21 protein-coding genes are annotated in these 25,971 nt (G+C 61.2%); 20 read left to right on the plus strand and 1 reads right to left on the minus strand.

What is annotated here, in order from left to right:
• From DWV32_RS05585 to DWV32_RS05620, 8 genes are all read left to right on the plus strand, one after another.
• The coding region (locus tag DWV32_RS05585) for a hypothetical protein (protein ID WP_222847438.1) at nucleotides 1-637 on the plus strand (637 nt) is incomplete at its 5' end.
• Nucleotides 638-688: 51 nt separating this feature from the next.
• Complete coding sequence (locus DWV32_RS05590) at nucleotides 689-2,044, plus strand: DNA recombination protein RmuC (protein ID WP_117757522.1); 1,356 nt, start codon at nucleotides 689-691, stop codon at nucleotides 2,042-2,044.
• 125 nt (nucleotides 2,045-2,169) lie between these two features.
• Entirely contained in the window at nucleotides 2,170-3,972 is a 1,803-nt protein-coding gene (locus DWV32_RS05595; RefSeq protein WP_089573233.1) for an ABC transporter ATP-binding protein, read from the plus strand.
• 63 nt (nucleotides 3,973-4,035) lie between these two features.
• A complete protein-coding gene (nth, locus tag DWV32_RS05600; RefSeq protein ID WP_089573232.1) occupies nucleotides 4,036-4,701 on the plus strand; it encodes an endonuclease III in 666 nt (221 codons plus the stop codon).
• A 157-nt stretch (nucleotides 4,702-4,858) separates the two neighbouring features.
• The gene (mfd, locus tag DWV32_RS05605) at nucleotides 4,859-8,491 is read left to right on the plus strand and encodes a transcription-repair coupling factor (RefSeq protein WP_117757523.1); all 3,633 of its coding nucleotides are present in this window, start codon (nucleotides 4,859-4,861) and stop codon (nucleotides 8,489-8,491) included.
• Nucleotides 8,492-8,547: 56 nt separating this feature from the next.
• Nucleotides 8,548-9,411 carry a phosphatase PAP2 family protein gene (locus DWV32_RS05610; RefSeq protein WP_117757524.1) on the plus strand — a complete coding sequence of 288 codons (864 nt, stop codon included), beginning with the start codon at nucleotides 8,548-8,550 and terminating at the stop codon, nucleotides 9,409-9,411.
• A 45-nt stretch (nucleotides 9,412-9,456) separates the two neighbouring features.
• Complete coding sequence (locus DWV32_RS05615) at nucleotides 9,457-10,482, plus strand: low specificity L-threonine aldolase (protein ID WP_117757525.1); 1,026 nt, start codon at nucleotides 9,457-9,459, stop codon at nucleotides 10,480-10,482.
• Nucleotides 10,483-10,560: 78 nt separating this feature from the next.
• On the plus strand, nucleotides 10,561-11,163 hold the full coding sequence (locus DWV32_RS05620; RefSeq protein WP_117757526.1) for a GNAT family N-acetyltransferase: 603 nt from the start codon (nucleotides 10,561-10,563) through the stop codon (nucleotides 11,161-11,163).
• 374 nt (nucleotides 11,164-11,537) lie between these two features.
• On the opposite strand, the gene DWV32_RS05625 is transcribed toward DWV32_RS05620, so the two are convergent.
• Nucleotides 11,538-12,260, minus strand: coding sequence for a GntR family transcriptional regulator (locus tag DWV32_RS05625; protein ID WP_117757527.1), 723 nt, complete (start codon nucleotides 12,258-12,260; stop codon nucleotides 11,538-11,540).
• Nucleotides 12,261-12,465: 205 nt separating this feature from the next.
• On the opposite strand from DWV32_RS05625, the gene DWV32_RS05630 reads away from it, so the two are divergent.
• The 12 genes from DWV32_RS05630 to DWV32_RS05685 all read left to right on the plus strand — a co-directional run bounded on the left by DWV32_RS05630 (nucleotide 12,466) and on the right by DWV32_RS05685 (nucleotide 25,970).
• Entirely contained in the window at nucleotides 12,466-13,458 is a 993-nt protein-coding gene (locus DWV32_RS05630) for an SIS domain-containing protein (protein WP_117757528.1), read from the plus strand.
• A gap of 259 nt (nucleotides 13,459-13,717) precedes the next feature.
• Nucleotides 13,718-14,800, plus strand: a complete 1,083-nt coding sequence (locus DWV32_RS05635) for a DMT family transporter (protein ID WP_158558607.1) — start codon at nucleotides 13,718-13,720, stop codon at nucleotides 14,798-14,800.
• 183 nt (nucleotides 14,801-14,983) lie between these two features.
• Nucleotides 14,984-15,907, plus strand: coding sequence for a PTS mannose/fructose/sorbose transporter subunit IIAB (locus tag DWV32_RS05640; RefSeq protein ID WP_117757530.1), 924 nt, complete (start codon nucleotides 14,984-14,986; stop codon nucleotides 15,905-15,907).
• 36 nt (nucleotides 15,908-15,943) lie between these two features.
• The gene (locus DWV32_RS05645) at nucleotides 15,944-16,738 is read left to right on the plus strand and encodes a PTS sugar transporter subunit IIC (protein WP_006235136.1); all 795 of its coding nucleotides are present in this window, start codon (nucleotides 15,944-15,946) and stop codon (nucleotides 16,736-16,738) included.
• A gap of 13 nt (nucleotides 16,739-16,751) precedes the next feature.
• Complete coding sequence (locus tag DWV32_RS05650) at nucleotides 16,752-17,585, plus strand: PTS system mannose/fructose/sorbose family transporter subunit IID (RefSeq protein ID WP_055252122.1); 834 nt, start codon at nucleotides 16,752-16,754, stop codon at nucleotides 17,583-17,585.
• Between the two features lie 191 nt (nucleotides 17,586-17,776).
• Nucleotides 17,777-18,760 carry an SIS domain-containing protein gene (locus tag DWV32_RS05655; protein ID WP_233540417.1) on the plus strand — a complete coding sequence of 328 codons (984 nt, stop codon included), beginning with the start codon at nucleotides 17,777-17,779 and terminating at the stop codon, nucleotides 18,758-18,760.
• 156 nt (nucleotides 18,761-18,916) lie between these two features.
• The gene (locus DWV32_RS05660) at nucleotides 18,917-19,546 is read left to right on the plus strand and encodes an HAD family phosphatase (protein WP_158564546.1); all 630 of its coding nucleotides are present in this window, start codon (nucleotides 18,917-18,919) and stop codon (nucleotides 19,544-19,546) included.
• Between the two features lie 353 nt (nucleotides 19,547-19,899).
• Nucleotides 19,900-20,907: a YitT family protein gene (locus DWV32_RS05665; protein WP_117757533.1), complete on the plus strand. Its 1,008-nt coding sequence runs from the start codon at nucleotides 19,900-19,902 to the stop codon at nucleotides 20,905-20,907.
• A gap of 104 nt (nucleotides 20,908-21,011) precedes the next feature.
• A complete protein-coding gene (locus DWV32_RS05670; RefSeq protein WP_117736865.1) occupies nucleotides 21,012-21,731 on the plus strand; it encodes a GntR family transcriptional regulator in 720 nt (239 codons plus the stop codon).
• 376 nt (nucleotides 21,732-22,107) lie between these two features.
• Nucleotides 22,108-24,090 carry a RecQ family ATP-dependent DNA helicase gene (locus DWV32_RS05675; protein WP_117757534.1) on the plus strand — a complete coding sequence of 661 codons (1,983 nt, stop codon included), beginning with the start codon at nucleotides 22,108-22,110 and terminating at the stop codon, nucleotides 24,088-24,090.
• Between the two features lie 2 nt (nucleotides 24,091-24,092).
• Nucleotides 24,093-24,857 carry a GntR family transcriptional regulator gene (locus tag DWV32_RS05680; protein ID WP_117757535.1) on the plus strand — a complete coding sequence of 255 codons (765 nt, stop codon included), beginning with the start codon at nucleotides 24,093-24,095 and terminating at the stop codon, nucleotides 24,855-24,857.
• Nucleotides 24,858-25,001: 144 nt separating this feature from the next.
• A complete protein-coding gene (locus tag DWV32_RS05685) occupies nucleotides 25,002-25,970 on the plus strand; it encodes an SIS domain-containing protein (protein WP_117757536.1) in 969 nt (322 codons plus the stop codon).
• Nucleotide 25,971: the final 1 nt, after the last annotated feature.

Consider the following 25,971-nt stretch of genomic DNA (forward strand, 5'->3'; position numbering starts at 1 on the left):
GTACCGCCTCGCGGTGACATCGTTTTTATGTCAACCTTGGTCTAACAGAGCCATACAAAAAGGAGGTGCTCGGTTGAATCTGACTTTTGAGGGATTTTTGAAAGGCTATTGCCGGGAGCTATCCGGACAGCAGTCGCTGAGTTTTAGAAAACTGGTTGAGCAGGCGACGACGGTTGCGCCGCGCGTGGCGGAGCCTCTGTTTTTGCTCGCTTTGGCGCAAGGAAAAGCCGAATACGTTCTGGGTTTATCCGAGGGCTCGTGGATGGAAGAGGATTACCGAGGCGTTTTGTCCTTGTACGATCAAGCGGGTGGCATGGCGTCTCTATGCGCCAAAAGTGAGCTCCCTAACCGTTATGCCAACGTTTGGCGTGCGTATAGAGCGGTGAAGGAAAAGCCAGTGGCGGACAGAAGGATCAACGCCCTGATGCGAAAAAGAACATTGGGGGCGCTAGGGGAATCGGGCGTAACGTGCTACGGTCTCTGCCGCGATTTGAATCTGAATAAGGGAAACGTATACGCATACTTGGCCGGCGATGACTCAAAGGTGAGCAGGAAAACGGCGCGCCGCATTATGGAATATGCGGAGGAGAGGGGCGCCCAAGAAGGGGCCGGGCGCCCAGTGTGTGTGGCGGGGTAAGATTGATCGCGGCTTTGATTGGTGCTCGATTGGGTTTGTTGGGCGGAGTTTATGTCTGCTATTGATATTGTGCTTGTTGTGATCGCCTTGGTGGCGGTGGGGGTTGCTGTGGCTTGCGCCCTGCAGCTTAAAGGTCTTCGTGCCGAGTTGCGAGAGCGTGGCGGCAACGAAGCGGAGACGCTCGCGGCGCTCGAGCAGGCCAACAGCACGCTCGATGCCCTCAACGTCGCGCTTGCCGAAACCCGCCGCACGGCAAACGCCATCGCGCAGCAGCAAGCGACCGATGCGGCCGTGGAGCAGCAACGCTACCTGACCATCGCGCGTGAGTTCTCGCAGGCCGGCGACCGCATGGACGACCTGCGCCGCGAGACGGCCCAACAGCTTGGCGCCAACCGCGAAGGCATCGAGCATCGCCTGGACAAGGTGCGCGAGACGGTCGATGCCCAGCTGGGCGCCATTCGCAAGGACAACAACGTGCAGCTCGATCAGATGCGCGCAACGGTGGACGAGAAGCTCTCCCGCACGCTCAACGATCGCCTGTCTGCATCGTTTAAGCAGGTGAGCGACCAGCTCGAGGCCGTGTACAAGGGCCTGGGCGATATGCAATCTATCGCCACCGGCGTGGGCGACCTTAAGCGCGTGCTGGGCAATGTGAAGGCGCGTGGCATTTTGGGCGAGGTGCAGCTGGGCGCGATCTTGGCGGACATCCTTACGCCCGACCAGTATCTGGAAAACGTGGCCACCAAGCCTGGCGCCTCAGAGCGTGTTGAGTTTGCCGTCAAGCTGCCGGTAGACGAGGGCGATCCCGTGCTGCTGCCGATCGACTCCAAATTCCCGGGCGACGCGTACGAGCATCTGCTCGACGCCCAGGAGTCGGGCGACGCGGAGGCCGTCGCCGCTGCGCGCAAGACGCTCGATGCGATGGTCAAACGCGAGGCCAAGGACATCTGCGAAAAGTACCTGAGCGTGCCCGCGACGACCAACTTTGGCATTCTGTTCGTGCCGTTTGAGGGCCTGTATGCCGAGGTCGTCAGCCGTCCCGGGCTTATCGAGACCCTGGGCCGCGACTATCACGTCAACGTTGCCGGCCCCAGCACCATGGCCGCCATCCTCAACAGCCTGCAGATGAGCTACCAGACGTTTAAGTTGCAAAAACGCACCGATGACGTGCTGCGCGTACTTTCCGCCGTCAAGGCCGAGCTGCCACGTTACCAGGCAGCACTGCGTCGCGCCCAACAGCAGATCGAGACCGCGGGCAAAACGGTCGAGGGCATCATCACCACGCGCACCAATGTTATGGAGCGCAAGCTTAAGGATATCGACGCGCTGGAAGACGTGCGGGAGGCCGACGAGATTTTGGGCTTGGAGTCCGCAGGGTTACTTGCGGGCCAGGAAGACGAGGACTAGCCGCAACGGACGGCGGCGCGCCGGCGTAAACGCGGGGCGCGGGCGCTTTTCGCATTGCACTTGCCTAAAGCGCACTTTAATGTGCAACAATGGCCTTTCGCCCTATCAGACGCGAAAGGAAGCCCATGTCTCAGAGAAGCACCAGCCCGCTCAAACGCTCAACCGTGCGCCGCACGCTGCAGCGTTTTTGGGATGTCACGCGCACGCAGCCGCTGATCGTCTTTCTCTCGGTGTTCTCGTCGGCGGGCTACATCTTTTTGCTCACGTTTGCCAACACCTACGTGATGGCCCTCATCGTCGACCGCGTTCAGGCCGGCCCCGTGGCAGGCGATCAAGTATTCGAGGTCTTTGGCCCTTACATTCTGGCGCTCGTGCTCGTTAACCTGGTGGGTCAAATCCTCTCCAAGCTGCAGGACTACACCGTCTACAAGCTCGAGATTGCGGGCAACTACCACCTGGCGCGCCTGTGCTTTGACACGCTTTCCAATCAATCCATGACATTTCACACCAGCCGCTTTGGCGGGTCGCTCGTCAGCCAGACGAGCCGTTTTATGAGCGGCTATACGGGCTTGGTCGACGTGACGGTGTATTCGCTCATCCCCACCATCACCTCGGTCATCTGCACCGTGGCCGCACTCGCTCCGGTGGTGCCCACATTTACCGTGATCCTGGTGGGCATCATGGTCGTCTACATTGCGTTTGTCTGGCTTATGTACAAGCGCATCATGCCACTTTCGGCCGCGACGTCCGCCGCGCAGAATAAGCTCTCGGGTGTGCTGTCCGACGCGGTCACGAACATCTTGGCCGTCAAGACCTGCGGGCGAGAGGACTTTGAACGCGATCTGTTCGACACCGCCGATCGTGCCGCGCGCGACGCTGAGACGGTCTCGATGCACGCCATGATGCAGCGCAACTTTACGACCTCGGGCCTTATCGTCATCACCATGGCCGTGGTGAGTGTGTTCGTGGCGGGCGGCAACGCGTGGTTTGGCATCTCGGCCGGCTCGCTCGTCATGATCTTTACCTACACGTATAACCTCACCATGCGTCTGAACTACGTGAGCTCCATGATGCAGCGCATCAACCGCGCGCTGGGCGATGCGGCCGAGATGACGCGCGTGCTGGACGAGCCGCGTCTGGTGGCAGACGACGAGAACGCCCCCGAGCTCAAGGTGCGCGAGGGCGCGATTGATTTTGAGCACCTGAGCTTTGCATACCGTGATGCCGCGGCGGGCGAGAGCGTGTTCGACGACCTGACGCTCCATGTGGCGGCGGGCCAGCGCGTGGGCCTGGTGGGCAAATCGGGCTCGGGCAAGACGACGCTCACCAAGCTGTTGCTGCGCCTGGACGACGTGCAGGGCGGCCGCGTGCTCGTGGACGGTCAGGACGTCTCGCGCTGCACGCAGCAGAGCCTGCGCCGCCAGGTTGCCTACGTGCCGCAGGAGGCGCTGCTGTTCCACCGCTCCATTCGCGAGAATATCGCCTACGGCCGCCCCGATGCCACCGACGAGCAGATCCGCGAGGCCGCACGCCTGGCCAATGCCCTGGAGTTCATTGACCGCCTGCCCCGTGGCTTCGACACCATGGTGGGCGAGCGCGGCGTCAAGCTTTCGGGCGGCCAGCGCCAGCGTGTGGCCATCGCCCGTGCCATCCTCACCGACGCACCGATTCTGGTGCTCGACGAGGCGACGTCTGCCCTCGATAGCGAGTCTGAGGCGCTGGTGCAGGAGGCGCTCGAGAACCTGATGCGCGGCCGCACCTCCATTGTGGTGGCGCATCGCCTGTCCACCGTGGCCTCGCTCGACCGCATCGTGGTGCTGGCGGATGGCGAGATCGTCGAGGATGGCACGCATGCGCAGCTCGTCGAGGCGGGCGGCGAATACGCAAGCCTGTGGAGCCGTCAGACCGGCGCATTTTTGGAGGCGTAACGACCCCATACGTGGGACAATCGTGCCCGTAGTTTTGTTGTGCCGCTGAGCCGAGGAGTCGTTATGCCACGCGAGACCAATGCCGCCAAACGCGAACGCGCCGTTGAGGTGTGCGAGCGCCTCAACCGCCGCTATGGACCGGTCGAGTGCTTTTTGGACCACGAGAATCCCTTTAGGCTGCTCATTGCGGTACTGCTCTCGGCTCAGACGACCGACGCGCAGGTCAACAAGGTGACGCCCCAACTGTTTGCCCAGTGGCCCACGCCCGAGGCCATGGCGGGGGCAAGTGTGACCGACGTGGCGGACACCATTAAGTCACTCGGCTTTTATAAGAGTAAGGCCAAGCATGCTGTGGAGGCTGCGCAGATGATTGTTGCCGACTACGGCGGCGAGGTGCCGGCCGACATGAAGGAGCTTGTAAAGCTGCCGGGCGTGGGGCGCAAGACGGCGAACATCGTACTCAACGTTGGGTTTGGCATCGTGGAAGGCATCGCGGTGGATACGCACGTCAACCGCATCGCGCACCGCCTGATGCTGAGCCCCAAGACGCATGCCAAGGAGCCGCTCAAGACCGAGCAAGATCTGCTCAAGATTTTGCCACACGAGTATTGGGAGTCGGTCAACCACCAATGGATCACCTTTGGTCGCGAGATTTGCGATGCCCGTAAGCCCAAGTGCGACGAGTGTCCGCTGGCAGATTTGTGCCCCAGCGTGCGTGTGACGGGGTAGGGCGGAACGCATCTTCGTCTGGCGTTTTTTGCGGGGCTGGGCGTACGCTTGGGCTGGAGTTCTCTCCATGCGTTACCATGACAGGCAACGAATTTGACGAACGACCCGCCGAGCTTGCCTCGGCGGGCTTTTGGCGTTGCAATGCCGGAGGAACAGCATGCTCATTCACCGTATAGCCGCGCAGCTCTACACTGCCGAGGCACTGCAGACCGTCGAGGCCGGGCTCGATTCTGGCGAGGACGTGACGCTGGCCGTGTCTCAGTCGGGCCGAACGCTTATGGCCGCCGCCCAGTTTGCGCGTCGTCCGCGCCCCACGGTCTACATCGTAAGTGGCGAGGACGCGGCCGATCGAGCCGCACGTAGTCTGGCCGCCTATGTGGGCCTGGCGCACGTGTGCCGCTTTCCCGAGCGCAAGGACTATCCTTGGCGCGAGCAGGCGCCCGACGACGCCGTGGTGGCCCAGCGCTGCGAGGCGCTCGGGCGTATCGTGCGCGGGGACAACTGCATCATGGTCGCCTCGGCCCGCGCACTGCTGCGCTGCGTGCCGCCGGTCGAGAGCCGCTACTGGGAGTCCACTACTTTTGCGGTGGGCGAGGAGATTCCCTTTGACGAGGTGCCGCAGCGACTGGTGGGCATGGGCTATACCAATGCCGGCGCCGCCGACGCGCCCGGCCTGTTCCGTGTGCACGGCGACACCGTCGAGGTGTTTCCGGCGCAGGAAAAGGCGCCCGTGCGTATTGAGTTCTTTGGCGACGAGATCGACCGCATCCGCCGCATGGTGAGTTCAACGGGCCAGACCATCGGCAACGAAGACAGCATCGAGATCTTCCCCTGTCGCGAGCTCGCGCTTACCGACGAGGCCGTCCACAACATGCATGTGGCGCTCTACCGCGCCAGCCAGGACGACAGCAAGCTGGCGGCGCTGCTCGAGATGGTGGATGCGCGCATCGTCACGCCTGAGCTCGACCGCTTTTTGCCGGTGATGTACGGCCAGACCGTGAGCCCGCTGTCGCATGTGAGCGGCAAGGCGCTCGTGGTGCTGTCCGAGCCGCGCTCGCTGTTCGACGATTGCCTGCGCGCCTACGAGGATATCGAGGCACGTGCCGGCGAGGCGGGGGTCGACCGTCTGGACGGCCTGTACGTGCGTGCCCAGCAACTCGACTTTGGCTCCCAGCAGCGCCTGAACTATGTGAGCCTCATCCGTGCCGGCGGTGCGGTGACGGCCGAGCTCAAGATTGAGCAGCCGGCCATCGCAGGCTCGGACAACCGTTTTATGACGCGCATCCAGGAGGTCGTGGGCAAGCGCTATGCCTGCGTGTTTGCCATCCCCGACCGCGGTGCGCGCGAGTCGATGGAGCTCACCTTTGGCGACGAGGGCATTACCTTTGAGGAATCGCTGACCGCGGCGCCCGAAAACGCCGGCGCTATCGGCGACCGTGTGCGCGTGGCAACGGCGGATTCTGCCGATCGCGCCGCCCGCCAGGAGGCCCATGCTGCAATTCGCGAGCGCAAGGCCGACGCGCTCAACGCTCGCTCACTCGAGGCGGGTGCCGCCCAGGCTGCCGCCGGTGCCGCCGTGCCCACCATCTCGCACGGACGCGTAACCTTTGTCGATGCCGCCCTGCCGCAGGGTGTGGTGGTGCCCGATGCCAACCTGGCCGTGTTCTCAATCGCCGACCTCAACGCCCGCATGGACGCCAACCGCGCGCGCAGCCGCCGCAAGGTGGACATTACGCAGATCACCTTCCCGTTTAAGCCGGGTGACTACGTGGTGCACGCTACCCACGGCATCGCGCTCTTTAGCGAGATCGCGCGCCAGGAAGTGGGCGGCAAGGAGCGCGATTACTTTTTGCTGGAATATGCCGACGGCGACAAGCTCTACGTGCCGTTGGAGCAGGTCGACCGCATCACACGCTATGTTGGCCCCGACGGCGACAAGCCGCGCCTGACCAGGCTCAACACCGCCGACTGGACGCGTGCCACCAACAAGGCGCGCAAGAATGCCAAAAAGCTGGCGTTTGACCTGGTCGACCTGTATACGCGCCGCTCTTCGATTACCGGTATCGCCTGTCCGCCCGATACGCCCGAACAGATCGAGATGGAGGAGAGCTTCCCCTACGACGAGACGCGCGACCAGCTGGAGGCTATCGCCGACATAAAGGCCGACATGGAGGCACCCAAGCCCATGGACCGCCTGCTGTGCGGCGACGTGGGTTTCGGCAAGACCGAGGTCGCCCTGCGCGCGGCGTTTAAGTGCGTGGACTCCGGCCGCCAAGTCATGGTGCTCTGCCCCACGACCATTCTGGCCCAGCAGCACTACGAGACGTTCTTTGAGCGCTTTGCCCCGTTTGGCCTCGAGGTCGAAGTGCTCAGCCGCTTCCGCACCCCGGCGCAGCAAAAGCGCGCGCTCAAGGCGTTTGCCGAGGGCACGATCGACGTGCTGATCGGCACGCACCGCCTGCTTTCTGCCGACGTGAACCCCAAGAACCTGGGCATGGTGATCATCGACGAAGAGCAGCGCTTTGGTGTGCAGCACAAGGAGCAGCTCAAGAACCTGCGCGAGCAGATTGACGTGCTCACGCTTTCGGCAACGCCGATTCCGCGAACCATGCAGATGGCCACGAGCGGCGTGCGCGACATGAGCCTGATCACCACGCCGCCGACCGGGCGCCGCCCCGTGATCGTGCACGTGGGAGAGTACGATCCCGACGTGGTGAGCGCGGCGATTCGCCTGGAGGTGGGCCGCGGCGGCCAGGTGTATTACGTGTCCAACCGCGTCAAGACCATCGACGACGCCGTGGCGCGCGTGCACGAGGCCGCGCCCGAGGCGCGCGTGGGCGTGGCGCACGGCAAGATGAGCCCGCGCGAGGTCGAGGACGTGATGATCGAGTTCGCGACCAAGAAGATTGACGTGCTCATCGCCACGACCATCGTGGAGAGCGGTATCGACAACGCGACCGCCAACACGCTCATCATCGAGGACTCGCAGCGCCTGGGCCTGGCACAGCTCTACCAGCTCAAGGGCCGCGTGGGCCGCTCAGCCACGCAGGCATACGCGTACTTTATGTTCCCAGGCGAGCTGCCGCTTACCGAGGAGGCCACGGCACGCCTGACCGCGCTTTCCGAGTTCCAGGACCTGGGCAGCGGCATGCGCATCGCCATGCGCGACCTGGAGATCCGCGGCGCCGGTTCGCTTATGGGTGCCGAACAGCACGGTAACCTGTCGAGCGTGGGCTTCGACCTGTTTACGCAGATGCTGGGACAGGCCGTGGCCGAGGCGCGCGGCGATGACGATGCCGGCGTGGAGGCGGCGAGCGTGGGCATCAACCTGCCGGCCGATTACTTCTTGTCCGAGGAGTACATGCCGGCGGTGGATCAGCGCGTGCTCGTGTACCGCAAACTTGCGGCGGCCGAGGACCTGGAGAGCATCGATGAGGTGCAGGAGGAGACCGAGGCCGCGCACGGTGAGCTGCCGTTGGCGGGGCTCAACCTGTTCAACCGCGCGCGCATCCGTATCCGCGGCGAGCGCCTGGGACTCGAGAGCGTCACACTCAGTGGCGGCCGCATCACGTTTTTGGGCGTCGACGTGCCCAAGAAGGTGGCTTTTGAACTAAAGACCCGCTATGGCGCGGTGAACTTTCCCAAGAGTCGCAAGCTCTCCGTGCCCTACAAGGCGGGCGCCGGCGCGGGCAGCGGCCTGGGTCGCGGCCTCGATGCCAACGACGGCACCGGCCCGGTGGCGGCTGCGCTCATGCTGCTGCAGCAGCTGGGCGCGAGCGACGATGACTAACGGGTCGACGCTGCAAACGCCCCATTTGGGCAATCTGGTTCCATCGAAAGGAAAGCATGTTCGGGTACATCTATAAGAAAGACGCCGCTGCTATCGCGGTTATCCTTGCCCTCTGCCTGGGCGTGGGCAGTTTCTTCGATTATCAGATTTCGAGCGCGCTGTTCAACATCGGCAGCATGTACGGTCGCTTTGTCGAGGCGGCCGGCGAGCTACCGTTTGAGCTGACGGCGAGCATCGCGGGCGTTATGCTCGTGCGAGCGGTGCGCCCCGATTCCAAGGCAAGCAAGTGGCTCGCCGCGCTGGGCATTCTCATCAACGTGGGCCTGCTCGGCTACGAGATTGTCGGATCGCAGCGTGTCGGCGGCAAACTCATCGCGTTTCAGCTGGTGCTGACGTTTGTGCTGGTCATCGCTGCCAACCTTATCGCCTACCGCCTCACACGCGACACCGATCCCGACGAGCTCACGCGCTGGGCGTTGATGGTGCTTGCCGTGTGGGTCGCTCAGGCCATTATCCTCAACGTGATCGTCAAGCCGCTGTGGTCGCGCCCGCGCATGCGCGTGATCGAGGTCACGCCGGGGCTCAATTTTCAACCGTGGTGGGTAATCGGCAATCCCGATAAGTGGAGCTATATTGCCGCCGGCGTGATCAAGGACGGCTTTAAGTCGTTCGCGAGCGGGCACACCGCGCACGCGGCGATCGGCCTTATGCTCGCCGGGCTTCCCGCGGCGGCCTTTAAGGAAAGGCCGTCGCGCCGCCGCGTGGTCTTTTGGGCTGCCGCTGTGGTTGCGGCGCTCGTCGCTTTTGGCCGCATCGTGATCGGAGCGCACTTTTTGAGTGACGTGAGCTGCGGCTTTGCCCTGGTGCTGGCACTTGAGTGCCTTGCCGCGCGCATTGCCTATCCCAACGGCGTACAATAGCCCCGTTTGAATCATCTGGCCGATACCCGGTAAGAGAGGATTGTCATGCTCGCGTTTAACAACGACTATTCCCACGGCGCCCATCCGGCGGTGCTGCAGGCGCTCGTCGACACCAATATGGAGCCGCAGCCCGGCTACGGCACCGATGCGCACACCGAGCGTGCCAAGCACCTTATTCGCGAGGCCTGTCAGGCCCCCGATGCCGACGTGTTTTTTCTGGTGGGCGGCACGCAGGCCAACGCGACGGTGATCGACATGCTGCTTGCGCCCTACGAGGGCGTCGTTGCTGCTGAGACTGGTCACGTCGCCTGCCACGAGGCGGGCGCCATCGAGTTTGGCGGCCACAAGGTGCTCACCATCCCCGGCTACGAGGGCAAGATGCACGCCGAGGACCTCGAGAACTATATCCAGGTGTTCTACGAAAACGAGAGCTACGAGCACACGGTGTTCCCGGGCGCCGTGTACGTGAGCCTATCGACCGAGTACGGCACGCTGTACTCCAAGGCCGAGCTCGCGGCAATTCATGCGGTGTGCCAGAAGCGCGAGATTCCGCTGTTTGTGGATGGCGCCCGACTGGCCTATGCGCTGGCAGCCGACGAGTGCGACCTCACTCTGCCCGAGCTGGCACAGCTGTGCGACGTGTTCTACATCGGCGGCACCAAGTGCGGCGCTCTGTGCGGCGAGGCCGTGGTGTTTTGCGGCATGCACGCTCCGGCGCATCCCATTCCGCGCATTAAGCAGCACGGTGCGTTGCTGGCCAAGGGCCGCCTGACGGGCGTGCAGTTCGAGGCTCTTTTTACCGATGACCTGTATTATGAGATTGGTCGCCAGGCGATTGAGACCGCTCAGGCGCTGCGTCGCGTGCTGCACGAACGCGGCTACCAGTTCTTCTTGGAGACGCCCACAAACCAGCAGTTTGTGATTCTGCCCAACGAGGACATGGCGCGCATTCGCGAGCATGCCGCGATCGAGTATTGGGAAAAGTACGACGAGACCCACACCGTGGTGCGCTTTTGCACCAGCTGGGCCACGACGCAGGAGGACATCGACGCGCTGGCGGCTGTCCTGTAGCTTGATGTAATGACGAGGGGCCGCCCTACGCCTGGGTTTGGCGCAGGGCGGCCTTTGCTTTTGTGGGGGAGGGGCTGTATGCCCGAGATGTCCGAGCCGACGATTCGCCTGGCGACGCCCGATGATGCGCCGGCGCTGCTTGCCATCTATGAGCCGTATGTACGCGAGACGGCGATAACCTGCGAATACGAGGTGCCGAGCGTTGAGGAGTTCGCCGGGCGCATCGAGCGTACACTCAAGCGCTATCCGTATCTGGTGATGGAGTTGGACGGGCGTCCAGTGGGCTATGCCTATGTGAGCGCGCTTAACAGCCGCGAGGCCTATGACTGGTCGGTCGAGACGTCGATCTATCTGGCGCGCGACGTGCGCCACGGCGGGCTGGGCCGCAGGCTGCACGACGCGCTCAAGCAATGCTTGGTCGCGATGGGCATCACCAGCATGTGCGCGCTCATCGCCGTGCCGCACGATAAGGACGACGAGTATCTGACGCACAACAGCCAGGATTTCCATGCCCATATGGGATATCGCCTGGTGGGCGCCTTCGATCGCTGCGCCCAAAAGTTCGGTCGCTGGTACGACATGTGCTGGATGGAGCTGGTCCTGGCCGAGCGCACGCCCAACCAACCCAAACCAACCTGGTTTCCCGCACTTGTCGTCCAAGGTTTCAAACCTACCATATAGGGACAGGTTTTTGGCTGTCTTGCGGTATCAAATCGCCGCAAGAAGTGCAGCGTTCGTACGCTATTTTGACCTGAATCGTCCCTTCGGGACGCCTTGCGAGCTAAGTGAGTAGACTTTTTGGCGCAAAGCGAGCACAAAGCGTATCTGTTTTAGTAAAACCGCAGGTCACGGAGGCGGCTGTTTTGGGTGTGCTCGGCAGGTCGCGAAAAATCTACTCACTTAGGTTTACGGTGCTGGATATTCTGAGCAGGAACAGTTGAGCTTGGACGGCGCGTATTGCCAGGCGATGCCGGCACTTGCGCCATGCTGGCTTGAGATTTAATAAAAACCGCAGGTAAAACGTTTATTAGGTACATTTTGCCTCGTTTGGTGCGCTAGCCGATGGGCTCGGTGTATTTGGCGCGGTCGGTGCGTTGGATACGCTTGGAGACATGGAGCGGGCGGCCGTCGGTGTCGTAGACGTAGTCGGTGATCAAGATCAACGCCTGCCCACGCTCAACGTTGAGCAAAAACGCCTCGTTTTGTGAGGCATAGCACACCTCAAAGGTCTTATGTCCCTGTGCCGGCGCGCGATGGAATTCTTGGCGCAGCGTGGCGTAGAGCGAACCGTTGATATCGCGATCGATGAGTGCCTCAAAGCTCGGCGGTAGATAGGTGGTTTCCAGGCACAGTGGCGCATCGTCCAGATAACGCAGGCGGACAAGTTTGACGAGCTTGCTGCCCACGGCGGCATCGAAGAACTTGGCCACGTTGCCCGTTGCCTTGGCAAAGCCCGAGTCCACCGTGCGCGTGGTGGGCTTCATGCCCTGGCCCTGGACCTGTGCCGTGTAGCTCGAAAACACCAGGTTGTTCTCGTGGAGCGCTGGCGTTTCGGCCACAAAGGCGCCGCGCCCGCGCTCGGTACGAATCAGGCCCTCGTCAACTAACACCTTAAGCGCGTGGCGCACGGTGCTGCGCGAAAGCCCCGATTCGTCCATGAGTTCCATCTCGGACGGCAGCTTGTCTCCGCGTGCGTAGATGCCGGCGGCGATGCGGTCACGCAGCGTACCCGCCAGACGCTCGTATTGGGCCAAGTTCTTTTTCGACGAAGTGCTCATGCGAACAATCTGTATCTAACCTGTATGCTTACTGAACCAAGCATGTATCCAACATGACAACAAAACCGCTGATAATGGATTGCCGAAAACTTTACCAGCAAAATATCTAAGACAAATATAGCATACAACTAGTCGACATAACCAAAACATGTATGTAACTTGTATGCCATCAAGAGCATCAAACGAGAAGAAAGGCTGATGCACGATGACTACTCAGGAACAGGTTAAGGACGTCGTCTCTCAGGTTTTGGCTGACAAGGCAGACAAGGGCGGCATCAAGCGCGTCGTGTGGATTGGCGCCGGCGGATCCAACGGCGGCAACTATCCTGCCCAGTACTTTATGGAGCACGAGGCCACGCAGGTCGTGAGCTCCAGCTACACCAGCAACGAGTTCGTGCACGCCACCCCGGCCTACGTCAACGAGAACACCCTGGCCGTCGTCGTGTCCATGCGCGGCACCAAGGAGACCATCGTCGCCGCCCAGGTCGCCAAGGACCACGGCGCCAGCACCATCGCCATCTATGTTGACGAGTCTGGCCTCACCGAAGTCTGCGACTACAAGATCCAGTACGACAGCCTTGCCATCGACGAGTCCTGCATGGGCCGCACCAACTCCGCCGTCGTGACCATGATCGCCATGGAGCTCACGCAGCAGATCGAGGGCTATGCCGAGTACGAGACCGCTATGGCCGCCTTCGACCTGGTCGATCCCATCTATCGCAAGGCCGTCGAGTACACCCGTCCGCTCGCAGCCAAGTGGGCCGAGCAGAACGCCGACAAGCCCTGCATCAACGTTATGGCTCAGGGCCCGCTCTTTGGTGCCGCCTACGTCTTTAGCATCTGCAACGTGCAGGAGATGCTGCAGATCGACTCCTGCACCATCAACACCTGCGACTTCTTCCACGGCCCCTTCGAGATCCTGGACAAGCGCACCTCGCTGTTCCAGCTCATCAGCGTCGGCCGCAGCCGCTGCAACGACGAGCGCGGCATCCGTTTCGTCAACCAGTACGGTGGCGATCGCGTCTATCAGCTCGACGCCAAGGAGCTTGGCCTCAACGACATCAAGGACAGCGTGAGCGAATACTTCAACCACCTGATCTTTGCCCCGATCCTCAACAACGTCTACATGCGTGCGCTCTCCGCCGTCACCCACAAGGATTACATGACGCGCCGTTACATGTGGAAGCTGGATTACTAAGGGATAGAGCGGCCTAACAGCCCAATACCCCTCATGAGTTGCGGTGGAATAGTTCCTGTTTGGGAGCGTGAAGCCTCTGTTTGAGAACTATTTCACCGCAACTGCTAGAGCGGCACTTGGGGACGTTCCCTTTCTGCCGGCACCTGCGACACTCCTTGTTTCAAGAGATTTCCCGTTCGCCGATTTGTGTCTTGAAAAATGTATATAACGACTATAACGTAGTATGAAACATATTGGAAACAATACCGAGGAGGCTGCGTTGAAGAGGAGCAATCTGGGCTATGTGCTGGTGCTGATCGCCGCGCTTATGTGGGGCAGCATCGGAATCTTTGTAAACGGCATCTCGGCCATGGGCGTTACGTCTCAGAGCATGGCGGCCTTTCGCCTGTTGTCGGGTGCCGTCTTAATGGCTCCGGTCTTGGCATTCATGGGTTGCCAGGGAGGTGCTCGTGAGGGAAAGGCATCGGGTCCCCTGGCACTGTTCAAGGCAAGTCCTAAAGAGCTTGTTCCTTGTGCGCTTCTTGGCATTATCGGCCTCGCCACCGCTAACACGCTTTATTACGAGTGCATGGGCGAGGTGGGCATGTCCACGGCCTCGGTGCTGCTCTACACCTCGCCGGTGTTTGGCGTCATGCTCGGCCGCGTACTTTATCGCGAGGATGTGACTCCCAACAAGCTCGTTGCCATCGCTTTTAACATCGGTGGCTGTGTACTTGCAGTGACCGATGGCGACCTTTCCGGTTTTCATTTTTCGGTTTGGGGCGTCACGTCGGGCGTGATTGCGGGCTTTTGTGGCGCGTCGCTCGCGGTGTTTAGCCGGATCGCAACCAAGACGGTCCACCCGCTGGCTGTCACGTTTTGGGGCCTTGTTTTTGGCGGTGCGGTTATGGCGGCTATCGCGGCTCCGTGGCCAGATGTCGCCGCGGCAATGTCGCCACAGCTGCTGCTGCTGTTCCTTGGCTTTGGACTCATCCCCACAGCCGTGGCCTATGTCTTATATATGCAGGGTCTGTCCATGGGGCTCGAGACGTCGAAAGTTCCCGTCGTAATGTCATTCGAGACAGTCGTCACCGTACTGCTGGGCATTGGTGTCTACGCCGAGCCCGCCGGCGCGATCAAAGTTCTGGGCATCGTTTTGGTGCTCGCGTCCATCGTGATTATGAACACCGACTTTTCCAAGCTGCGCAACAGTGTGTTTGTCGGTCATGTCGTTGAGAGCATGACCTTTAAGCCCAACGCGTGGTGGACGGAGAAATCGCAGGACATGGATCTCTTCCGCGAGCGCACCGGCATCGCGCTGGAGCCCACCGTGCAGGAAAGCCCCTGGTACTTCGTGCGATAGGGGATTGCGCACAGGGTCCGACTTGGGGTTATCCCGCCAGTGCCGGCCTGCCCAGCCCCAACGTTTCAAGTACGTTAAACCCGTCAACGGTCGATTTTCACCCGCGAACGGTCTTTATACTAATTAGCAATATCCGCAACGTATAAGACGTTATAATGACCATAACGAAAAGGAGGAGGCAAGATGAATCAGATCATTCTCGCATCTCATGGCGGCCTGGCCGCAGGCGCCAAAGACACGCTCGAGATGGTTCTCGGCGACGTGTCGAACGTCCACGTCGTGTCGCTTGCTCGTGACGACAAGGAGCCCATCACCAACAAGGTGGACGCCATGATCGCCACGTTCAACGCGGACGACACCGTGTATGTGCTAACCGATATGCTCGGTAGCTCGGTCAACAACAACATGGTCGAGCTTTCCAAGAACGGCACGAAGTTCACGGTTGTCAGCGGTTTCAACATCCCGCTGGCGCTCACGCTTGCTATGAGCCCCGCCCCCGTCAAGGGCACCGAGCTCGCGGCCCTCATCAACGAGGCCCGCACCGGTCTGACCAACCCCAACGCACCGGTCGAGGTCGCCGCGGCTCCCGCCAAGAAGGCCAAGGCGTCCCGTCACAGCTCCGGTCCCGCCAAGATCGTCCTCGCACGTCTTGACTACCGTCTGCTGCACGGCCAGGTCGTCTTTACCTGGACCACCAAGGTTCAGGCCGAGCGCATCATCGTCGTCGACAACGCTGCCGCCAACGATGACATCAAGAAGGGCGCTCTTAAGCTGGCCAAGCCCCAGGGCGTGCGCCTGAACGTCTTCACCGTTGAGCGTGCCCTTGCCAAGATGGACAAGCTCAACACCCTCGGCGAGCGCGTCATGTTCGTCTTTGGCAACACTGCCGAGATGCTGCAGTTCTGCCAGGGCTACAAGCTCGACGCCATCAACCTGGGCGCCACCGCCAACCACGACGGTGCCGAGCAGGTCGGCGGCAAGGACAGCTCCGTCTTCTTCGACGCCACCCAGAAGGCCGACGTCAACCAGCTGCTCGACATGGGCATTAAGCTCTACGTCCAGCAGACCCCTACGTATCAGAGCGTCGACATCGACGCCAAGCTGTAATCAACCAGGCGTTTGCCTGACTGAAAGGAGAAGGGTATGAATACGTTCATCAGTGCGGTGCTCGTCGGCCTCGTCGGCGTGTTCTGCATGTGGGACTCCCGCCTGCTCGGTCGTCTTAACTTCGAGCAGCCCCTCGTTGGCGCTACGCTCGTCGGTTTGCTGCTGGGCGATGTGCCCACCGGCCTTGCCGTCGGTGCCGCCGTCGAGCTCGTGTCCATGGGCCTGGTGCAGGTCGGCGCTGCCGTTCCGCCCGATATGGTCCTGGGCGGCATCGTGGCCGCTGCCTTTGCGTGCCTGACCGATGCTTCCGCCGAGACCGCCATGACGATCGCCATCCCGGTCGCCGTCCTGGGCCAGCTCCTCGGCATCGTGTTCCGTTCCATCATCGCCGCCCTCACCCATGTGGCAGATAGCGCGATCGATAACGGAAAGTTCAAGACCGCCTACCGCATGCACATCTGCGCCGGCTCCGGTCTGTACGCCGTCATGTACTTCCTGCCGATCTTCCTGGCCGTCTTTGTTGGCACCGACCTGGTTCAGGCCATCGTCAACATGGTTCCCGAGTGGCTGTCCACTGGTCTTAACGTTTCGACCAAGATCATGACCGCCTACGGCTTGGCCCTGCTGCTCACCATGATGATCAAGAAGGGTATGACTCCGTTCCTGTTCATCGGTTTCCTGCTCGCCGCTTACCTCAACCTGTCCGTCATCGCGGTCGCTTTGATCGGTGTGTGCCTGGCTGTCGTCTTCATGGGCTTCAAGTTCAACGGTTCCCATGCAGCCGCCGGTGTCGATTCCGACTACGATCCGCTCGAAGACGACGAAGACTAAGGAGGAACACACTATGGCAACCGCAACCAAGGACGTGTCCCTGAACAAGAAGGTCAGCCAGTTCTTCTGGCGCTCCTGGGCCATCCAGGCCTCTTGGAACTACGAGCGTCAGATGAACATGGGCTTCCTCTACGGCATGGTTCCCACGCTCGATCGCCTCTATCCGGATGAGTCCGATCCCAAGCAGCTCGCTGCTAAGAAAGAGGCTTACCACCGTCACATGGCGTTCTACAACTGCACCCCGCAGACGAGCGCTTTTGTCCTAGGCCTCGCCGCCTCCATGGAGGAGGAGTACGCCAAGGATCCCGAGAACTTCGATCCCGATTCGATCAACGCGGTCAAGACCTCCCTCATGGGTCCGCTTTCCGGTATTGGTGACTCCTTCTTCCAGGGCACCATCCGCGTCATCGCCTTTGGTCTGGGCGTCCAGCTGGCTCAGCAGGGCTCCATCATGGGCCCGATCCTGGCCATGCTCATCTCCATCGTGCCTTCCGTGCTGATCACGTGGTTTGCCGCCAAGATCGGCTACCAGGGTGGCCACGAGTACCTGAGCAAGCTCCAGGGCGGCGACCTCATGGAGAAGCTCATGTATGTCTGCGGCATCGTGGGCCTTATGTCCGTGGGCGGCATGATCGCTACACTGATCGGCGCCACCACCCCGCTGCAGTTCGCTGAGGGTACCGTCGTTATCCAGGACATCCTGGACGGCATGATGCCCCAGATGATCTCCCTCGGCCTCACCGGCCTTATGTACTGGCTCATCAAGAAGAACGTCAACACCGGTTGGCTTCTCGTGATCGCCATTGTGGGCGGCATCGCCCTCTCCGCGGCCGGCATCCTGGCCTAGTCGCGACCCAATGCTTCCCCCGGGGGCCTGCCTGGCATCCCATACCCCAGGCAGGCTTCCATCCCTAACATGTGACAAAGGGACAGTTCCTTTGTCACATCCTCAACGGGCCGGCGACTCGGTCCTAACCACGGTAACCCTGCGAGCGTCCGGCAATGTGGCGCCGCAACAAATCGAAAGGAATGTGTCAGATGTACGAGATCGACCTTAACCTCCCTAAGCAGATCGTCGCTGACGTCCTGTCCAACCACGAGATTCACAGCGTCGCTTTCGTCGGCTGCGGTGCTTCCATGTCCGACCTTTACCCCGCCAAGTACTTCCTGGCCAACAACACGGACAAGCTGAACGTTCAGATCTTCACCGCTAACGAGTTCAACTACGACACGCCTTCCTGGGTCAACGAGCACACCTTCGTGATCACCTGCTCCCTCGGTGGTTCCACGCCCGAGACCGTCGAGGCCAACAAGACTGCCAAGAAGCACAACTGCCCGGTCGTCTCCCTCACCAACAAGGCTGGCTCCGCTCTGACCGTCGACGCCGACCACGTCATCGTTCACGGCTTCCACGCCAACTTCGCTGCCAAGTGCGAGAAGCCCGGCTACGCCATCGCTCTTGCTCTCGAGATTCTTCAGCAGACCGAGGGCTATGACCACTACGAGGACATGATCACCGGCCTCACCAACGTCTTTGAGCTCTGCGAGAACGCTGCTCAGTCCTGCAAGAAGCTCGCCAAGAAGTTCGCCGAGGACTTCAAGGACGACAAGATGATCTACTTCATGGCCTCCGGTGCCTCCGAGAAGATGGCTTATTCTCACGCCGCCTTCCTGTTCACCGAGATGCAGTGGATCGACGCCGCCGCCTACAACACCGGCGAGTACTTCCACGGCCCGTTCGAGGTTTCCACCGAGGGTAAGCCCTACGTCTTCTTCATGTCCGATGGTGCTACCCGTCCGATGGACGCTCGCGCCCTCACCTTCCTTGAGCGCATGGGCGCCAAGGTCGCTCTGATCGACTCCAAGGACTACGGCCTGGCTGACGCCGTGCCCGCGAGCGTCGTCACCTACTTCAACCCGCTGCTGCACCTCGCCGTTATGCGCGAGTACGGCAACCAGATCGCCGAGGCCCGTCAGCACCCGCTGACCATGCGTCGCTACATGTGGAAGCTTTCCTACTAATCACAAGTAAGTAGACCTTACGGGTTGATTGAGAGGGGATGGGGTTTGCGCCCCGTCCCCTTTTTGCTTTGGGGGCGTGTCTGTCGCGTCGCAAAACACCAGATAAAACCTACCAAAATAAACCTGTCCCTTTTTGGCAGGTGGGAGGAGATGCGTATGATCAAGGCGGTGCTGTTTGATATGGACGGCGTGCTGGTCGATACTGAGTGGTTCTACAACCGTCGCCGCGTGGCGTTTATGGAAGAGAAGGGGTTCCACTTTGACGAGATCCCCGATCTTTCGGGGTCTAACGAGCCCGCCATTTGGGAGGCGCTGGTGCCCGACGATGTTGAGCTGCGCGAGCGCCTGCGCGTGGAGTACAAGCAGGTCTACAGCCCGGACCATCCCGTTCCGTATGCCGAGCTACTCAACGAGCAGACGGAGCCGGTGATGCGTGAGCTGCACGAGCGCGGCGTCAAGTGTGCCATCGCGAGCTCGTCCTATCGCGAGCTCATTGACGAGCTGGTGGAGATTGCCGGTATCACCGACGTGCTGGACTACACCATCAGCGGTCACGAGTGCAGTGCATTTAAGCCCGACCCCGAGATCTACCTGCGTGCCATGGAGGCGCTGGGTGTGGAGCCTACCGAGTGCCTGGTTATCGAGGACTCGCCTTTGGGCATCGAGGCCGGCAAGCGCTCCGGCGCGCGCGTCCTGGCACTGCGTCCGCACGAGGGCGTTAACCTGGACCAAACGGGAGCCGACGCCGTCATCGACAACCTCGCCGACATTCTGACCGCTTTGTAGCGTCAATTCGCCGCAAGAAGTGCGGATTCACACGTCTCTTGCGGTGGATTGGCTCATTTTGGCTTCGATTTAGATCCGTTTGGCTTCGACTCGGACTAAGTGAGTAGACTTTTTGGCACATGCCGAGCACAAAGCGTATCTGCCTTAGTAAAACCGCAGGTCGGAGAGGTGGCTGTTTTGAGTGCGCTTGGTAGATCGCGAAAAGTCTACTCACTTAGAATTTGGCTCTTTGGTTGGGGAGCTGCTGGCTCGTTTTGGTTGTCGAGAGAGGGTGAATTGAAGCGCCCTCTCGCGCTCCATGCTACAATCGCCGGCATGCCCCACAATTACATCTGCCTTCGAAAGGAGCCTACGTGGCGAACGCCATCGATCAGCTCACGGACCGCGTGCTCGTGCTCGGCCGTCTCACCATCGTCCGCCGCGCCATTACTGCCGTGGCGGTCACCATCTCCGCCGTTCTCCAGACATTTCTGATTCAGGCGTTCATTCGCCCCGCCGGCCTGCTTCCGAGCGGCCTCACCGGCGTCGCGGTCCTGCTCGATCGCGTCACCTCGCTCGGCGGCGTTCATATCGACATCTCGCTCGGCATGCTCGCGCTCAACATCCCCGTGGCGCTCCTTTGCTGGAGCGGCATCAGCAAGCGCTTCGTCATCTTCTCGATGATGCAGGTCATGCTCTCGTCGCTGTTCCTCAACATCTTTCACTTCGCCCCGTTTTTGGGCGACAAGATCATGCTCATCATCTTTGGCGGCGTGGTCTCGGGCCTGGGCGCCGCCATCGCGCTTAAGTCCGGCGCATCCACCGGCGGCACCGACTTTATCGCGCTGTGGGTTTCCAACCATACAGGCAAGACCATCTGGGGCGTCATCTTTGGCTTTAACTGCGCTATCCTGGCGATCTTTGGCTTTATGTTTGGCTGGGACAATGCGGCGTATTCCATCGTGTTCCAGTTTATTTCGACCAAGACCATCGACAGTTTCTACCGACGCTACGACCGTGTGACGCTGCAGATCACGACACGCAAGGCAGACGAGGTCATGACAGCCTATGTTGACCATTTTCAGCATGGCATTAGCTGCGCCGAGGTCATTGGCGGATACAGCCGCGAAAAGATGTATCTGCTGCACGCCGTTGTCTCGACCTACGAGAGCCAGGACATTATCAAGCTGGTGTGCGATATTGATCCCGGCGCCGTGATCAATGTGTTCCACACGCTCAACTTCGTGGGCGGCTGGTGGGGCGGTCATGTCGACGAGCCCATGCCCACGGCCGTACCCGATCCCGACAAGCCCGCGCGCATGGCCAGCAGGCAGGCGCGCCTCAGCGAGCAGGACAGTCTGCAGCAGGACGACGGCAAGTAAGGATTTGCTGTATGTGGTGTATCGTTTTATCAAACTGAGATAACATATAAAAAGACGTTATATACGTATTAGTTATTTCGCTATTTTGATAAGAGTGATCAGATATGCCCGCACCCAAAAATGCACCACTTTACCAGCAGATTTACGACGAAATCAAGGATGCGATCGAGAAAGGTGTTTATGCACCCAAGGAGCGTATCCCGTCCGAGCTTGAGCTTGCCGAGCAGTACGAGGTAAGCCGCATTACGGTGCGTCGCGCCGTTGAGGAGCTGTGCTCCGATGGCTACCTGGTTAAGCAGCAGGGCCGCGGCACCTTTGTCTCCACGCCGCACATCAACCGCCAGTTCCACGCCTCGACGCTGCAGACGTTTACCGCGCTGTGTGCCGACAATGACATGAAGGCGGGTGCACACGTGGTCGATCGCCAGATTGTGCCGGCACGTCAAAACGAGATGGAGTTCTTTGGCCTGCAGAAGGACGCGCTGCTACTGCACATTAAGCGCGTGCGTACGGCCGACGGCGAGCCCATCTTTGAGGAAAACATCTTTGTGCCGTTTGATACATACCGTGAGCTGTTGACGGCCGATCTTGAGGACAAGTCGATTTTTGCCGAGGTCGAGCGTGTTGGCGGAACGCCGATTGTCTCGGTTGGCTACCGTACGGTCGAGGCCGTTCGCGCTAACGCCGAGCAAGCGGCCGAGTTGGGCATTGCTCCGCACGATCCACTGCTCAATCTGCGTGCCGGCTTTATCGGCCCCAATGGCGAGCCGGTCCTGATGGGTAAGCAGTACTACGTGGGATCGCGCTACGTTATGGTGATGTAGCTCTAGTTGCGCGGTTTTCCAAACCGCGCAACGGCTCGACGCTGCAAGCCCGCCAGAGCGGCAATCTGCCTTTCAACTTCGGCGGCATGATCAGAAGTTTTGTTCCGTCGTTCTAACGAACGACGGACCGGTCGACGCTGCAAACGCCCCTAGGCGGCAATCTGACGTTCAATCGTCGGTCGCGTACCGAAGTACGCTTCCCTCCTCTTTCACGTCACCTTGCTCGCTTAGGGGCGTTTTCGCTGACTCATGCTCAACCAGCGACGTTTCCACGCTCATCCGCCTTGGATCGTATTGCCCGTGGCCGGTAGCCGTGCGGCACTGGTCCGCGTGGCGGCGTATAATCGGCGGCAGATGATTCTGACGTTAGGAAACCATGACCGATAGCATGCAGCAGATGGCGATCGACACGCTCGGCGCCTATTTTGGCTACACCTCGTTTCGCCCGGGGCAGGACCGTATGGTCGATGCGATTCTTGCCGGTCGCGATGCGCTGGGCGTTATGCCCACAGGCGCCGGCAAGTCCATTTGCTACCAGGTGCCCGCGCTCATGCTGCCCGGCATCACCTTTGTGGTGAGTCCGTTGCTCTCCCTTATGGAGGACCAGACCCGTGCGCTGCTCGCGGCGGGCGCGCGACCCAGCTATCTCAACTCCAGCCTTACTCCGGCCCAGCAAAATACCGTGCTCAAGCGGGCGCGCGAGGGCCGCTACCAGCTTATGTACGTGGCGCCCGAGCGCCTGCTCGAGCCGCGCTTTTTAGCCTTTGCGCAGGAGGCCGCGGCGGACGGCGGCATTGGCGTGCCGCTCGTGGCCATTGACGAGGCTCACTGCGTGAGTCAATGGGGCCAGGATTTTCGACCCGCCTACCTGCAGATTCGCGAGTTCATCGATTCTCTGCCGCAGCGCCCCATCGTGGCGGCCTTTACCGCCACGGCGACCGAGCGCGTGCGTGCGGACATTCAGCAGATGCTCGGCCTGCGCGACCCGGCTACCGTCGTGACGGGTTTCGACCGCAAGAACCTCTACTTTGGCTGCGAGGAGATGGGCGACAAGGCCAAATCCGCGTGGGTGCGCGACTACGTAATCGCGCATTCGAGCGAGAGCGGCATCGTGTACTGCTCGACCCGCAAGACCGTCGATGAGCTGGCAGGTGAGCTTGCCGAGGCGCTGGGCCCCAGCGGCATTCGCGTGGGCCGCTACCATGCCGGCATGGGCAATGACGCCCGCCGCCAGAGTCAGCGTGCCTTTATCGACGACGACATCCAGGTGATGGTTGCCACTAACGCCTTTGGCATGGGCATCGACAAGCCCAACGTGCGCTACGTGATTCACAACAACGTGCCCGAGAGCATCGAGGCCTACTACCAGGAGGCGGGCCGCGCCGGTCGCGATGGCGACCCGGCCAGCTGCCACCTGCTGTGGAACGGCAACGATTTTCGCATGCGTCGTTTTTTGATCGACCGCGGCGATGCGGCCGACGAGGCGCTCGACGACGAGCAGCGCGCGTGGGCGCTCCAGAATCGATATCGTCTGCTCAGCCAGATGGAGGGCTACTGCAATACCACCGGCTGCCTGCGCGAATACATGCTGCGCTACTTTGGCGACGAGGCCGCGGCCGAGCATGCGGCAGCGGCTGGTGCGGGCAGCACCGCCACGGACGAGGCCGAGGGCTGCGGCAACTGCAGCAACTGCCTTACGCAGTTCGAGGTCGAGGACGTCACCGATATGGCCCGCGCCACCGTGCGCTATGTGGCCACGCGCCCCATGCGCTTTGGCAAGTCGCTCATCGCCGACGTGCTCCACGGCGGCAACACCGAGCGCATTCGCCAGATGCATCTGGACGAGGATCGCGGCTATGGCGAGCTTTCGAGCGAATCGGTTGGGCGCATCAAGGATATCATCGGCCAGCTGTGCGGCCGCGGTTATTTGGCCACCTCGCAGGGGCAGTACCCGGTTGTGGGCCTGGGTCCGCGTGCCGGCGAGGTCGAGGACGAGGCGTTTGCCTTTACCGTTAAGCGCCGCGCGTCCAAGCGCAAGACCTCGGCCCGCGCTCGCCGTGCGGTGGACCTGCTGCGCGAGGAGGCCGAGCTGGACCAGCGCCCGCGCGTGGGCGACGATGCCGAGCTGTTCGAGCGTCTGCGCGTCCTGCGCAAGGAAATCTCGACCGAGCTGGAGATGGCGCCGTACATGGTCTTCTCCGACAAGGCCCTGCGCGGTCTGTGCCGCCTGCGTCCACAGACGCGCGACGAGCTGATCCAGGTCAACGGCATCGGCGAGAAAAAGGCCGACGCCTTTGGCGAGCAGTTTATGGCGGCGATTGAAGAATTTGAGTCCGAGCATGCGCGGGATGGAGCGTAACGATGGCAACCGATAACAAGACCGAACGTTCTGAGCGCGCCGAGGTTTCCGCCGTGCCTCTGTACCAGCAGGTTATGGACGACCTAAAGGGCGAGATCGCGCGCGGCGTGTACACAGCCGGCTCGTGCATTCCTTCCGAGATGGAGCTCGCGAAGTCCTACGGCGTGGGTCGCGTCACCGTGCGCCGCGCCATCGAGGAGCTGTCGCGTGCGGGCTATCTCAACCGCCAGCAGGGGAGGGGCACCTTTGTGTGCGCTCCCAAGCTCAAGCGCAAGATTCGCCAGAAGGGCGACGTTCAGAGCTTTTCCGAGGGTTGCGCCGCCAACGACATGGTGGCCGGAGCGCGCCTGGTGTCGCGCACGGTGGTTGCGGCGACGCGTGAGGATGCGGCGTTTTTTGGGGTGGAACCCGGCTGCGAGCTCATCGTGGTCGAGCGCGTGCGCACGGCAGATGGCGTGCCCGTCATGCTCGAGAACAACGCCTTTGTGCTGGCTGACCATCCCTATCTGCAGACACTTGCCGATAAGGACCTCGCCGATAACTCGATCTTTGCGCTCGTTGCCGAGCATTCGGGCCGCGCACCGCTCAAGTCCGACCCTTGCACCGTGGAGATTGCGCTTGCCGATGCTCAGGCGGCCCCGCTGTTGGAGGTGCCGGTCGGCGAGCCGCTCTTCTATATGGAGGCGTACTTTACCGATGCGGACGAGCGGCCCTTGCTGCTCGGACGCCAAAAGATCGTGGGTTCGCGCTACGTGTTCGACATCTAACATCCACAGATAGAACAACATAGAACAAGTTTGGCGAAATGGCTTCACGAGCGTCGTCGTGCGTGCTATAAATAGGACAACATAGAACGACAGCAGGTACGAGCTGCCGTCATCCAAAGCCGCCACACAAGGAGGAGCGTCACCGTGAACGCACACGATCTGATTCAGGAAATCATCGAGCGCAAGGGCAAGATTGAGAATGTCTTTTGGATCGCTTGCGGCGGTTCGATGATCGACCTGATGCCGGCCAACGAGCTGCTCAAGCGCGAGGCCACCACGTTTACCTCGACGGTCTACACGGCACGCGAGTTTTGCCTGATGGCCCCTAAGAGCCTTGGCGAGAAGTCGCTCGTTATTGCCTGCAGCCACAGCGGCAACACGCAGGAGGTCGTTGATGGCTGCGAGATGGCGCTGGCAGCCGGTGCCGAGGTCGTTGCCCTCACCGACTGCGAGGGCTCCAAGATCGATAACGGCAAGTGGACCACCTGGGTCTATCCGTGGGGCGAGGGCGTGTCACAGGCCGAGGTGCCGCAGGGCATCGGCGCTCTGATCGCCGCCGAGTTGCTCGACCAGCAGGAGGGTTACGAGGCGCTCGCCGACATGTATGAAGGCCTTAAGCAGATGGATGCGCTGCTGCCCGCCGCGCGCGAGAAGGTCAACGCCGAGCTGGGCGCCCGTTTTGCCGAGCTCTGCCAGCAGCACAAGTTCTTCTACATCCTGGGCTCCGGCCCCAACTTTAGCCAGACCTACGCCATGGCGATTTGCTCGCTCATGGAGATGCAGTGGCAGCACTGCTGCTATATCCACTCCGGCGAGTATTTCCACGGCCCGTTTGAGGCCACCGAGCCCGGCGTGTTCTACTTTGTGCAGCTCGGATCGGGCGAGTGCCGCCCCATGGAGGAGCGCGCGCTGGCGTTCCTCAACACGCACACCGACACGATCATGGTGCTCGACGCACTCGAGTACGGCGTGGGCGACGTGCCTGCCAGCGTGCGTTCGTACCTGGAGCCGATCTTCTTCTACAACATGAGCTGCGAGCTGCGCGCCGCCCGCGGCAAGGTGTTTGACCACAGCCCCGAGGTTCGTCGTTATATGGGCATCGAGCAGTACTAGG

Origin of the sequence: Collinsella sp. AF04-24, assembly GCF_003465685.1 — a bacterium.
Classification (GTDB): Bacteria; Actinomycetota; Coriobacteriia; order Coriobacteriales; family Coriobacteriaceae; genus Collinsella; species Collinsella aerofaciens_AP.